Source organism: Eoetvoesiella sp., assembly GCF_035555955.1.
Lineage (GTDB): Bacteria > Pseudomonadota > Gammaproteobacteria > Burkholderiales > Burkholderiaceae_B > Eoetvoesia.
Window position 1 is genome coordinate 1 of sequence record NZ_DATMGA010000069.1, and the last position, 13,177, is coordinate 13,177.

Sequence of the window (13,177 nt, forward strand, 5' to 3'; positions counted from 1 at the left end):
CTGGCCAGCCTGCGCGGCCGGCTCTCGGTGCCGGGGGGGTCTTCTCCCGCCGACATCCCTTCTTTCTATGCCTGGCAGATCAAGCCGCACGAGGTCCGGGTCAACGACCTGAAAACCTGGATCGAGCCGTTCTGGGCCTTGTACAAAGGCCTGGCCCTGGTGCTGCGCCTGCTGCGCGAATCCAGCGAAATCGTCTCGCTCGAGGCGCCGCAAGGGGCCTACCAGGAAATGCTCACCGGCAAGACCTTCCAGCTTTTGCGGGTATGGGTCGAGGCCGACCTGGGCGTGTTTCCTGAAACCAGCGCCAATAAATACGTGATCTGGGTGCGGTTTTCCACCCAGGACAACGACCTCAAGCCCCAGCCCGTGACCCGCAATATCCCGTTCAGGCTGGCGCGCTGCAACGTATAGCTGGCTTCCGGCCGGCGCCGGGGCCAGGGCCAGGTTCTGGCGCTTGGCGGGCCTGTGCTGGCGCATCTGGCGCAGCCCGCCGGCATCCTCGCCGCAATGGCGAATCCAGGCGTATTTCTGTCGGTCCCGCTCGCAGCAGGCCAGGAAGTTGTTGCGGCCTATTTCAGCGAGTGCATTTTTTTTGGCAGCCGGGGAGCGAATCGGGGAAAATAGCGGCGTTGCGTAATAACAAGATGGAGAAACGCGTATGCCCGAATCTGGCTTCGCACAGAACCGACACCCGCGAGCCCGGAAATGGGCGGCGGGGCTCATTATCCTGGCCGTGCTGGCGGGAGGCGGGTATTGGGTTTCGGGTAAATTGACCAGCATCGGCAGCGCGCAAAAAACATTCGGCAGGCGGGGCGGTCCGGTCATGGCGGGCGCAAAAGTGCCAGTCAAGATCGCGCCGGTGGAAACGGCGCCCATCAATGTCGTCCTGAAGGCCATCGGCACGGTGACCGCCTACAACACGGTTACCGTGCGCAGTCGCGTCGACGGCGAATTGCAGAAGATCGCCTTCGTGGACGGGCAAAAGGTCAAGCAGGGCGACCTGCTGGCGCAGATCGACCCGCGCCCTTATCAGGTCCAGCTGGACCAGGCCATCGGGCAGCAAAAGCAGAACCAGGCGCTGCTGGAAAACGCCCGCCGCGATCTGCAAAGGTATCAATTGCTGTACAAGCAAAACTCCATCGCCAAGCAGCAGGTCGATACGCAGGCCTCCCTGGTGCAGCAGTACCTGGGTTCGCAGAAAAGCGACCAGGCCGCCGTGGACAGCGCCCGGCTGCAACTGAGCTTTACACGCATCACCGCGCCGATCAGTGGCCGCCTGGGGCTGAGGGTGGTGGATCAGGGCAACCTGATTTCCGCCTCCAGCACCGACGGCCTGGTGGTCATTACCCAGACCCAGCCGATTTCCACCGTATTCACCTTGCCGCAATCTCAGCTTTCCATGGTGCTCGAGCAAATGCACGCCGGCAAGACATTGCGCGTCGATCTCTACGACAGGGGCGACACCAACAAGCTGGCAACCGGCGAACTGGTTTCCGTGGATAACCAGATCGACGTGGCCACCGGCACGGTCAAGTTCAAGGCCAGGTTCGCCAACGACGACGAGGCCCTGTTCCCGAACCAGTTCGTGAACGTGCGGCTGCTGGTCAGCACCGAGCCGAGCGCCGTGGTCATTCCCGTCGAGGCGTTGCAGCAAGGTTCCATCGGCTCGTTCGTCTACGTCGTCAACGACGACAACAAGGTGCATGTCCAGCAAGTGACGGCAGGCGCCATCGATGAAGGGCGCGTGGCCATCGTCAGCGGCCTGAAGTCCGGCCAGAAGGTGGTGACCGATGGCGTGGACAGGTTGAGTGAAGGCGCTGCAATCGAAGTGGTCACACCCGAAGCGCAGGCGGAGGTCGCCAAGAAAGCCGCGGAGGCCGCCAGCAAGGCAGCCGGGCCGCATTCGCGCCGTCGATAGGCGGGCGCCGTGAACCTGTCGCGCATTTTCATACTTCGCCCGGTTGCCACCACGCTGGCCATGGTGGCTCTGCTGATCGCGGGCTTTCTGGCCTATAAGCTGTTGCCGGTTTCGGCCTTGCCCGAAGTGGACTACCCCACCATCCAGGTGTCCACCTTGTATCCGGGCGCCAGTCCCGACGTCATGACGGCGCTGGTCACATCGCCGCTGGAACGCCAGTTCGGCCAGATGCCGGGCCTGAGCCAGATGACGTCGACCAGTTCGGGCGGCGCGTCGATGATCACGCTGCAGTTCGACCTCAGCCTGCCTCTGGACGTGGCCGAACAAGAGGTGCAGGCCGCGATCAATGCCGCCTCGAACCTGCTGCCCAGCGATCTGCCGTCGCCGCCCATCTACAACAAGGTCAATCCGGCCGACACGCCGGTCATCAGCCTGGCCATTACCTCGCCCACGCTGCCTTTGTACAAGGTACGAGACCTGATCGACATTCGCGTGGCCCAGAAGCTGTCGCAGATTTCGGGGGTGGGCCTGGTAAGCATTGCCGGCGGACAGCGGCCGGCCGTGCGCATCCAGGCCAATCCCAAGGCGCTGGCGGCGCATAATCTTACGCTGGCCGATGTGCGCACCGCCATTACCGGGGCCAACGTCAATCAGCCCAAGGGCAATCTGGACGGGCCTTTGCGATCCACCACCATCAACGCCAACGACCAGCTCAGCTCGGTTTCGGACTACGAGAACCTGATCATCTCGTACGAAAACGGCGCGCCGCTGCGGCTCAAGGACGTGGCCACGGCGGTTCAGGACGCCGAGAACATCAACCAGGCGGCCTGGATAGGCTCCACCCCGGCCATTCTGCTGAACATCCAGCGCCAGCCCGGCGCCAACGTCATCGACGTGGTCGACCGGGTCGAGGCCATGCTGCCTTCGCTCAAGCAGTCCCTGCCGGTGGGCGTGGATGTCAGCGTGGCCACCGACCGCACGCAGACCATACGCGATTCGGTTCAGCATGTGCAATACGAAATGCTGCTGGCGATCTTCCTGGTGGTGCTCGTCACCTTCGTCTTCCTGCGCAGCTGGCGCGCCACCTTCATTCCCAGCGTGGTCGTGCCGTTGTCGCTGGTCGGCACGTTCGCCATCATGTATCTGGCCGGATTCAGCGTCAACAACCTGACGCTGATGGCCTTGACCATTGCAACGGGTTTTGTGGTGGACGACGCGATCGTCATGATCGAAAACATTGCGCGATATATCGAGGCGGGCGAAACCGCCTTGCAGGCGGCCTTGAAGGGGGCGTCGCAGATCGGCTTCACGCTGGTGTCGCTAACCCTGTCCCTGATCGCCGTGCTCATCCCGCTGTTGTTCATGAGCGATGTCATCGGCCGCCTGTTCAGCGAGTTCGCCATTACGCTGGCCGTGGCCATCTTGTTGTCGCTGGTCATTTCGCTGACCCTGACTCCCATGATGTGCGCGCGTCTATTGCGGCCGGAATCCGAAATGAAGTACGGGCGTTTTCAGCGCAGGATGGGCGAGTTCATGGACTGGCTGATACACAAGTACGACCAGGGCCTGCAGGTCGTGCTTTCCCATCAGCGCATCACGCTTTGGGTGGCGCTGGGAACTTTTGCCGTAACGGCCCTGCTATACCTTGTCGTGCCCAAAGGCTTCTTCCCTCAGCAGGACACCGGCCTCATCCAGGCCATCAGCCAGGCGCCGCAGACCGTTTCCTTCAGTTCGATGGCGAAACGCCAGCAGCAGGCGGTGGACACCATATTGAAGGATCCCGGCGTCGCGGCGGTGTCGTCGTTCATCGGCATCGACGGCACCAACTCCACGCTCAATACCGGGCGCATGCAGATTGCCCTGAAGCCCGTGAGCGAGCGCAGCGACAATGCGCAAGCCATTATCGAGCGCCTGGGCGGCCAGTTGAAGAAACTGCCCGACATCCAGGTGTTCATGCAGCCGGTGCAGGACCTCAGCGTGGAAGACCGGGTCAGCCGCACGCAATACCAGATGACGCTGTCGGATCCGGACAGCGCCAATCTGGTCGAATGGGTGCCCAAGCTGGTGGCGGCGCTGAACCAGTTGCCGCAATTGTCCGATGTGGCGGACGACCTGCAAAGCAATGGCCTGCAAACGGTACTTAGCATAGACCGCGATGCGGCGGCCCGCCTGGGCATCACCAATTCCGCCATCGACGAGGCGCTGTACGATGCGTTCGGGCAGCGGCTGATTTCCACCATTTTCACGCAGTCCGCGCAGTACAGGGTCGTGCTCGAGGTGGCGCCGCGGTTCAGGCAGGACCCGGCCGCCCTGTCGCAGATCTATGTGGCAACCTCCGACGGCGCGCCCGTTCCCCTGACCAGCATCGCCAAGGTCCAGGAAACCAGCACCCTGCTCGCCATCGAACGCCTGGGGCAGTTCCCGGCGGCCACCATCTCGTTCAACCTGGCCAAGGGGGCGGCATTGTCGAGCGCGGTCGATGCCATTGCGCAGGCCGAGGCCAGGCTGGACATGCCGGCCTCCATAGAAACCCGCTACCAGGGCGCGGCCCGGGCCTTCCAGGCTTCGCTGAGCAGCACGCTGTGGCTGCTGCTGGCCGCGGTGGTCGCCATGTACATCGTCCTGGGCATTCTGTACGAAAGCTATATCCATCCCGTCACCATTCTTTCCACCTTGCCGTCCGCGGCCATCGGGGCCTTGCTGGCCTTGCTGCTGGTGGGCGGCGAGCTGGACATGATAGGCATCATCGGCATCATCCTGCTGATCGGCATCGTCAAGAAGAACGCCATCATGATGATCGACTTCGCACTCGACGCCCAGCGGCATCGGGGCCTGTCGCCGCGAGCGGCCATCCACGAGGCTGCGCTGCTCCGGTTTCGTCCCATCCTCATGACGACGCTGGCCGCGCTGTTCAGCGCCATTCCCCTGATGCTGGCCACCGGCGCTGGTTCCGAACTGCGCCAACCCCTGGGCCTGGTCATGGTGGGCGGCTTGCTGTGCAGCCAGTTGCTTACCCTGTTCACGACCCCGGTCATTTACCTGATGTTTGACCGCATCGCGCGCCGGGCCAAGGGCAGGGCGGCCTCCAGGCCGGCCGGCAACGAGGCGGCGCCATGAGGTTCTTTTCCCTGTTCATCGTGCGGCCGGTGGCGACCACCTTGCTGTGCCTGGGCATGGTGCTTACCGGCTTGCTGGCGTACAGGCTGCTTGCGGTGGCGCCGTTGCCGCAGGTCGATTTTCCGATGATCTCGGTCTCGGCGCGGCTGGCGGGCGCCAGCCCCGAAACCATGGCCTCCAGCGTGGCCACGCCGCTGGAGCAGGCCCTGGGGTCGATCGCCGGCGTTACCGAGATGACCTCGCGCAGTACCGAAGGCTCGACCCGCGTAACGCTCATGTTCGACCTGAGCCGCGATATCAACAGCGCGGCGCGCGACGTCCAGGCGGCGATCAATGCGGCGCGCACCATGCTGCCGTCCAGCCTGCGCAACAACCCCACCTATAACAAGGTCAACCCCAACTCCGCGCCCGTCATGGTGCTGGCGCTGACCTCCGACACCCAGACCCAGGGCCAGTTGTACGATCTGGCCTCCACCGTGCTGGCCCAGAAGCTTGCGCAAGTGCAGGGCGTGGGCGAGGTGGACGTGGGGGGCAGTTCGCTGCCGGCCATCAGGGTCAGCCTGAATCCGCAGGCGCTGGTGGCGGCCGGGATTCCGCTGGATACAGTGCGCACGGCGCTGTCCAATGCCAATACCATGCGGCCCAACGGCGCGGTGGAGAACGACCGCTATCATTGGACGATCAGCTCGGGCGGACAGATGAACCGCGCGGCGCAGTACCAGTCTCTGGTCGTCGCGTGGAAGGACGGGTCGCCCGTGCGCCTGAAAGATATTGCCACGGTGGAGGACTCGGTCGAAGAGGTCTACAACTTCGGGTTCTTCAACGATAAAACCGCCGTCCTGCTGATTATCCGCCGCCAGCCCGATGCCAACGTCATCGAAACCGTCGACGCCATCCGCGCCCAGCTCCCCAGTTTCCAGGCCATGCTGCCCGCCCAGGTGACGCTTTCCGTGGCGCAGGACCGCACGCCCAGCATCCGTGCTTCGCTGCACGAGGCGGAAATCACCTTGATCATTGCCGTGGCGCTGGTGGTCCTGGTGGTGCTGCTGTTCCTGCGTGATTGGCGCGCGGCCCTGATTCCCATCATTGTCGTGCCCGCCTCGCTGATCACGACCTTCAGCCTGATGTGGTGGTTCGGCTTTACCCTGAACACCATATCGCTGATGGCGCTGATCGTGGCCACCGGATTCGTGGTGGACGATGCCATCGTGGTGCTCGAGAACATCATGCGGCATGTGGAAAAAGGCGTGCCGCCCTTGCGCGCGGCCATGCGCGGGGTGAAGGAAGTGGGTTTCACCGTGGTGGCCATGAGCTTGTCGCTGGTGGCGGTGTTCATTCCCATTTTGCTGATGAGCGGTATCGTGGGCCGGCTGTTCAGGGAGTTCGCCATAACGCTGTCGGCGACCATCATGGTTTCCTTGCTGCTGTCACTCATCCTTACGCCCATGATGTGCGCGCGTCTTCTCAAGCTGCGGCCCGCCAGGCCCCGGCGTTCGGGTGTGCTGCGCTGGCTGGCGCGGTCGGTGGGCGAGCGGTTCTGGCGCGGATACCGCACGTCGCTGGATTGGGCCCTGGCGCATGGCCGTATCATGATGCTGTTGCTGCTGGCCACGGTCGGGCTGAACGTATATTTGTATACCGCCGTGCCCAAGGGGTTTTTCCCGCAGCAGGACACCGGCCAGCTCCTGGGCTTTTTCCGGGTCGACAAGGGTACGTCGTACTATGCCATGCGGCCCAAGCTGGAGCAGTTCCGCAATATTCTCCTGAAGGATCCGGCCATCGAGAGCGTGACCGGCTTCGCGGGGGGGCGCGGAGGCAGCAACAGCAGCTTTCTGATGATCCAGCTCAAGCCCCTGGCCGAGCGCAAGGCAAGCGCCAACGACGTGGTGAATCGCCTGCGCGGAAAGTTCCTGGACGTTCCGGGCGCGCGCCTTACCCTGGTTCCGCAGCAGGACATTTTCCTGGGCGGGCGCCAGGGCTCGGCGGCCTACGATTACAGCTTGCTTGGCAGCGACCTCGATCTGCTGAAAAAATGGCTGCCCAAGGTGCAGCAGGCCATGCAGGCCTTGCCCGAACTGGTCGACGTGGACAACGATGTCGAGGACAAGGGGCGGCGGATCAATATGACCATCGACCGGGATGCGGCCAAGCGCCTGGGCGTCGATATGTCGCTTATTTCGTCGACCTTGAACAACTCGTTCAGCCAACGCCAGGTATCGGTCATCTACGGCCCGTTGAATCAGTATCATGTGGTCATGGCTGTGGACCAGCGCGACGCCCAGGACGCCGAGTCTCTCAAGAAAGTGCAGGTAGTCACCTCCGACGGCAACCGGGTGCCGCTGTCGGCCTTCACCCGCTTCGAAAACGGCACCGCGCCGCTCAGCGTGCAGCATACGGGCCTGTTTGCCGACGAGTCGATCTCGTTCAGCCTGGCGCCCGGCGTAACGCTTGAGCAGGCGACGCAGTCCATCCAGAACGCCGTGGCGCGCACGGGCATGCCTTCCACCGAGATCCAGGGCGGCTTCCAGGGCACAGCCAAGGCGTTGCAGCAGTCGATGTCGCAGCAGCCGTGGCTGATCCTGGCGGCGCTGGTCACCATGTACATCGTGCTGGGCATGCTGTACGAAAGCTATGTGCATCCCATCACCATACTTTCGACCTTGCCGTCGGCGGGCATTGGCGCGCTGCTGGCGCTTATCGGGCTGGGCCAGGAGTTTTCGCTGATTGCCCTGATCGGGGTGTTCCTGCTGATCGGCATCGTCAAGAAGAACGCCATCATGATGGTGGATTTTGCGTTGCAGGCCGAACGCGAACGCAAGCTGTCTTCGCGCGATGCCATCTACGAAGCCTGCCTGATCCGGTTCCGCCCCATCATGATGACCACGGTTTCCGCCTTGTTCGGCGCCTTGCCGCTGGTGCTGGCTTCCGGCGCCGGGGTCGAGATGCGCCGGCCTCTGGGCATCACCATCGTCGGGGGGCTCATTCTTAGCCAGATTCTCACGCTGTATACGACGCCGGTGGTGTATCTGTATCTGGATCGCTTCGGCATATGGGTCAATCGGCGCCGCCAGCGGCGTGCGGATCGCAGGCGGCTGGTCTCCGAGCAGCCGTAGTTGGCGGCGATAATGTTAACGGCGCCGGACGGCGGCAATATTGAAATACGCACTATGAGCAAGAAAACAAGAACCAGAATCAAGCGGCTGCGGCCCTATGCGGCGGGTGTGCTGGCGTTGGCGCTGCTGGGCGGATGCGCGGTGGGACCGGATTATCAGCGGCCCGCCGTCGACGTGGGAACCGGCTACAAGGAAAGCCAGGGCTGGATCCGTGCCGTTCCGAGCGATGCGGCCTTGCGCGGCGACTGGTGGAAGCTGTACGAAGATCCCGAACTGAATCGCCTGATGGATGAATTGCTGGCCTCGAATTTGTCCATCGCGCAGGCCGAGGCGCAATACCGCCAGGCCCAGGCCCTGGTGCAGTCGGCCAGGTCGGCGTTTTTCCCGACGGTGGGCGTGGATGCTTCGATGTCGCGCTCGGGCTCGGGCAGCGGCTCGTCGAACTCGTCGGGGTCGAATTTTTCGGGCAATGGCAATGGCGCAAGCAACCAATATACCCTGACGGGCAGCGTCAGTTGGGAGCCCGACCTATGGGGCAAGGTGAGGCGCGATGTCGAGTCGAACCGCGCCGGCGAGCAGGCCAGCGCCGCCGACCTGGCCAATACGCGCCTGAGCATGCAGTCGACCCTGGCGCAAAGCTATTTCCAGCTCAGGGCGCTGGATGCCGAAAAACGTCTTTACGAGCAGACCGTGGCGGCCTACGAACGTTCGCTCAAGACCACCCAGAATCGTTTGGCCGTCGGCATGGTGAGCCAGTCCGACGTTGCGGCGGCCCGTACCCAGCTGGAAAACGCCAAGGTGCAGCAGCTGGCCTTGAACTGGCAGCGCGCGCAACTGGAGCATGCCCTGGCCGTGCTGGTCGGCAAGACGCCTTCGGCATTTACCTTGACGCCCGAGAAAACCACGGTGACGGTGCCCGACATACCGGTTGCCGTGCCTTCCGTCCTGATTCAGCGCCGCCCCGACGTGGCCGCCGCAGAGCGCCGCACGGCCGAGGCCAATGCCAAGATCGGCGTGGCCCAGGCAGCCTGGTTTCCCGACCTGACGCTTAGCGCGCAAGGCGGCTATCGCAGCGGCCAGTGGGCGCAGTGGCTGACCGCGCCTTTCAATTTCTGGTCGCTGGGTCCTTCGCTGGCCTTGACGCTGTTCGACGGCGGGGCGCGGCAGGCGCAGGTCGACCAGGCCCGCGCCGCCTACGATGCGCAGGTGGCGGCTTACCGCCTTACCGTGTTGACGGCCATGCGCGAGGTCGAGGACTACCTGGTGCAGGTGCATGTGCTGGGCCAGGAGCAGCAGGCGCAGAACCGGGCGCTCGAGGCGGCCCGCGAATCGCTGCGTCTTACCCTTAACCAGTACAACGCCGGCATGATCGACTATTTGAGCGTGGTACAGGTCGAAGCCACGGCGCTGAGCGCCGAGCGTTCGGCCTTGTCCATGAATGCCGACAGGCTGGTGGCCAGCGTGCAGTTGATCGCCGCCTTGGGCGGTGGCTGGCAGGCGGGCGGCGAGGCGGTTCGCGAGGCGCGGTCCGCGTCCGAAACCGCGGCGGCCGATGGGGTCAATGGGGCTGATGGGCAGGCACAGGCCCCTATCGTGGAGCCGGCGGCAAAGCCTTAGCGCGCTTCCGCCGCTTCCAGCAACGCCCTCATTCCGGCAATGCCGTGCGCGCCGTGCTGCCGCGCGGTTTGCAGGGTAGCCGCGCTTTGCCCGCCAATGGCAAAAACAGGCATTCCTGATTTTTCCGCCAGCGCTGCGAACTGCTCCCAGCCCATGCCCGGCTGGCCGGGATGCGAGGCCGTTTCCAGCACGTGGCCCAGCACCACGAAGTCGGCATCCAGGGCGCGCGCGGCGTCGAGTTCTTGCAGTGTATGGGCGGAAACGCCGGTCAGCCTGCGCGGCAGCAAGTGCGCGTCGGGGGCCGGGGCCTGGGCGGCGGAAGCCGGCGGATTGTCGCCGGCATTGCCGTGCGTGGCTGCGCCTTGCTGCGCGGCGGCCTGGCTTTGCATGGCCGAAGCCTGACGCAAGGCGTCCTGGGCCCGCCAGTGCACACCGTCGGCCAGCGGCCGCCAGCTTTCGGGGTGCACGCTGTTCAGCAGGCATCGTGCGCCGAATTCATGGCAGCAGGCCAGCACAGACTGGAACGCCTGGTGGATCTCGGCTTCGGGGGCCGCGGCGGCCCAGTCGGGCTCGCGGAACTGCACCAGCTCGATCCCCGCGCGCAGGGCCTGCGCGAGCTTTTCAAGAAAGGCCGGGAGGTTCTTTTGGCCGCCTATGGAGGTAACAAGATAACGGTCGGGCAATTGCAGCCAGCGCAGCGGCGGCAGGGTGGCGGGTAGCAGGGGCCCCACGGGCAGAGTCTTGCGGGGATTCACCCAGGCCAGCGTCTGGCCTTCGATGGCTTTGGGTTCGCCTTGCCATTCCGTGACCTGGCAGAACGCCAGCCGGACGATGTTCTTCGGGTATTCGTGCACATAGGTCACCCAGGGCGTGGAGACGCTGACGTCGATGTCCAGTTCCTCCTTGAGCTCGCGCGCCAGCGCCTGCTGCACGGTTTCCCCGGGTTCGATCTTGCCTCCCGGCAATTCCCACCAGCCCGGCCACGGCTTGTCCGCCGGCCGTTCGGCCAGCAGCAGCGAACCGTCTTTTTGCAGGATAAGGCCGGCGGCGACGTCGATGAATGGCTTAGACATGGCGCGCCGCCCAGTCGCGCGCGAACTGGCGGGCCACCCGGCCCGAACGCGAGCCGCGCTCCAGCGCCCACTGCAGGGCTTCGATGCGCGAGGCGTCGATGTCGGCCTGGGAACACCCATGCTCCTTGAGCCAGTAATACACGATGTCCAGGTAGTCGTCCTGCTTGAACGGATAGAACGACAGCCAGAGACCGAAGCGCTCGGACAGCGAGATCTTTTCCTCGACCGTTTCCCCAGGGTGGATTTCGCCGTCCGTCTGGTGCTTGGCATCCAGGTTTTCGCTCATGTATTCGGGCATCAGGTGGCGCCGATTGGACGTGGCATAGATGAGCACGTTGTCGCCCGAGGCGCTGATGGAGCCGTCCAGCACCGATTTAAGCGCCTTGTAGCCAGGCTCGCCCTCTTCGAAGGAGAGGTCGTCGCAGAAAATGATGAAGCGTTCCGGGCGCTTGCTGACGATGTCGACAATGTCGCCCAGATCTCCCATGTCGGACTTGTCGACCTCGATCAGGCGCAGCCCGCGATCCGCATAGGCGGCCAGCATGGCTTTCACCAGCGAGCTTTTTCCCGTGCCGCGCGCGCCCGTCATCAGCACATTGTTGGCCGGCTTTTTCTCGATGAAATGGCGGGTATTGCGGTCGATGATGTCTTTCTGGCGGTCGATGTGCTGCAGATCGTCGCTGTGAATGTGGGAAACGTTCTGAACCGCGTCCAGCCAGCCGCGCGCGCCTTTCTTGCGCCAGCGGAAGGCCTGCGCCGACCAGTCGATGTCGGGAGGCGCGGGCGGCAACCAGGCTTCGAGTTGCGCCAGAACGCGCTCGGCGCGGCTGACGAGCGAGGTCAGATCGATGGAACTCAAGGTTTTCTCCAGAAAGCAGCGGGATGGCAAAGCGACATTATCGCAATTTTATGCTTTGCCTTGCCCGGGCCGGGTATTCCCTCTTGCTTCAAGGTAGCCTCTGAGCAGGCCCCCGCGCTGCGGCGCGCTGGTTTGTTTTTTTGCCGCCGGGCCGTCTCGGGCAAAAGCCCTGCGCAAAAACGTATAATCGTAGCCTTGACCTTCGGCGCAAGGCCAACCCCGCCGTTCTGGCGGAATTGCGGCATAGAGGCCGAAGCCATGCCTGGCGCCCAGGGGCGTTGCGGCCTTGGCAGTGCTCCATCATTGTATTGCCGGGTTCTGATAGGCGGTTTTCCACTGCGCTTATGCCCAGCGGGTGGGCGGGGCTGGTGCGCGAGGGTCAGTAGCGGCTTGTTGTCTGGCCTTTGTGCTTACCTGAAACCTGGATTGTCTTTTGAATCTTGCCGAAATAATTGCTCCCGTCGCCGACGACATGAAGGCCGTCGACGCAGTCATTCGCGAGCGCCTCAATTCCGACGTGGTTTTGATTCGCACGGTCGGAGACTACATTATCGGGGCCGGCGGCAAGCGCATGCGCCCGGCCCTGCTGCTGATGATCGCCGGCGCGCTCGGCTACAAAGGCACCATGCACCACATACAGGCGGCGGTGGTCGAGTTCATCCACACCTCCACCTTGCTGCACGACGACGTGGTCGACGAATCCGACATGCGCCGCGGCCGCAGCACCGCCAATGCCGTGTTCGGCAATGCCGCAAGCGTGCTGGTCGGCGACTACCTGTATTCCCGTTCGTTCGAAATGATGGTCGAAGCCGACACCATGCGCATCATGCAGGTGTTTTCCCAGGCCACCACCATCATCGCCGAGGGCGAGGTGTTGCAACTGCTCAATGTGCACGACCCCGACGTCTCGCTGGACCGCTATTTGCAGGTGGTGCGCTATAAAACCGCCAAGCTGTTCGAGGCCTCGGCCCAGGTGGGCGCCATCATTGCCGGCGCCACGCCGCAACAGGAAGAGGCCGCCGCGGCCTACGGACGCCATGTCGGCACGGCCTTCCAGCTCATCGACGACATGCTGGACTACAGCGGCGACGCCGAGGCCCTGGGCAAGAACGTGGGCGACGACCTGCGCGAAGGCAAGCCCACCTTGCCGCTGATCCGTGTCATGGAAGTCGGCACCCCCGAACAACGGCAGCTCATTCAAGACGCCATCAAGACCGGTGAAGCGGATTTCAAGGCGGTGGCCCACGCCATCCACGAAACCGACGCCCTGGAATACACGCGCAAAGCGGCTGTGGCCGAGGCGGAAAAGGCCCGGGAAGCCTTGTCTTCCTTCCCGATTTCCGCGCAACGCGAATCTTTGCTAAAATTTTGCTCTTTCGCGGTCGAGCGAGACCGCTGAAAGAACCCCCCAGGACCGGGCCGCAAGGCTTTTTCCGGTAAAAGGCAAGCCGCCATCCCGAAGGCTTGCCGGGTATGTTGC

8 protein-coding genes are annotated in these 13,177 nt (G+C 63.7%); 6 read left to right on the forward strand and 2 right to left on the reverse strand.

Annotation, left to right across the window (positions count from 1 at the left end; all coding sequences use genetic code 11):
• From zapD to VNT00_RS17175, 5 genes are all read left to right on the forward strand, one after another.
• On the forward strand, positions 1-411 hold a 411-nt coding region (zapD, locus tag VNT00_RS17155), incomplete at its 5' end, for a cell division protein ZapD (protein WP_325589709.1).
• Positions 412-658: 247 nt separating this feature from the next.
• Positions 659-1,918, forward strand: a complete 1,260-nt coding sequence (locus tag VNT00_RS17160) for an MdtA/MuxA family multidrug efflux RND transporter periplasmic adaptor subunit (RefSeq protein ID WP_325589711.1) — start codon at positions 659-661, stop codon at positions 1,916-1,918.
• 9 nt (positions 1,919-1,927) lie between these two features.
• Entirely contained in the window at positions 1,928-5,035 is a 3,108-nt protein-coding gene (locus VNT00_RS17165) for an MdtB/MuxB family multidrug efflux RND transporter permease subunit (RefSeq protein WP_325589713.1), read from the forward strand.
• A complete protein-coding gene (locus VNT00_RS17170; protein ID WP_325589715.1) occupies positions 5,032-8,148 on the forward strand; it encodes a multidrug efflux RND transporter permease subunit in 3,117 nt (1,038 codons plus the stop codon). Before VNT00_RS17165 ends, VNT00_RS17170 begins: the two co-directional genes overlap by 4 nt.
• A gap of 54 nt (positions 8,149-8,202) precedes the next feature.
• Entirely contained in the window at positions 8,203-9,765 is a 1,563-nt protein-coding gene (locus tag VNT00_RS17175; protein ID WP_325589716.1) for an efflux transporter outer membrane subunit, read from the forward strand.
• Here VNT00_RS17175 and VNT00_RS17180 read toward each other — a convergent pair.
• Entirely contained in the window at positions 9,762-10,838 is a 1,077-nt protein-coding gene (locus VNT00_RS17180; protein WP_325589718.1) for a thiamine phosphate synthase, read from the reverse strand. The two genes, VNT00_RS17175 and VNT00_RS17180, sit on opposite strands and share 4 nt — an antisense overlap.
• Positions 10,831-11,697 (reverse strand): ATP-binding protein, encoded by an 867-nt coding sequence (locus VNT00_RS17185; RefSeq protein ID WP_325589720.1) that lies wholly within the window; start codon positions 11,695-11,697, stop codon positions 10,831-10,833. Before VNT00_RS17185 ends, VNT00_RS17180 begins: the two co-directional genes overlap by 8 nt.
• 433 nt (positions 11,698-12,130) lie before the next feature.
• On the opposite strand from VNT00_RS17185, the gene ispB reads away from it, so the two are divergent.
• Positions 12,131-13,096, forward strand: a complete 966-nt coding sequence (ispB, locus tag VNT00_RS17190; RefSeq protein WP_325589722.1) for an octaprenyl diphosphate synthase — start codon at positions 12,131-12,133, stop codon at positions 13,094-13,096.
• Positions 13,097-13,177 lie beyond the last annotated feature (81 nt).

Excerpts from the sequence above, each read along its gene's own strand:
- VNT00_RS17180 (WP_325589718.1), bottom strand. The coding sequence starts at position 10,838 with ATGTCTAAGCCATTCATCGACGTCGCCGCCGGCCTTATCCTGCAAAAA.
- VNT00_RS17175 (WP_325589716.1), top strand. The coding sequence starts at position 8,203 with ATGAGCAAGAAAACAAGAACCAGAATCAAGCGGCTGCGGCCCTATGCG.
- VNT00_RS17160 (WP_325589711.1), top strand. The coding sequence starts at position 659 with ATGCCCGAATCTGGCTTCGCACAGAACCGACACCCGCGAGCCCGGAAA.
- VNT00_RS17170 (WP_325589715.1), top strand. The coding sequence starts at position 5,032 with ATGAGGTTCTTTTCCCTGTTCATCGTGCGGCCGGTGGCGACCACCTTG.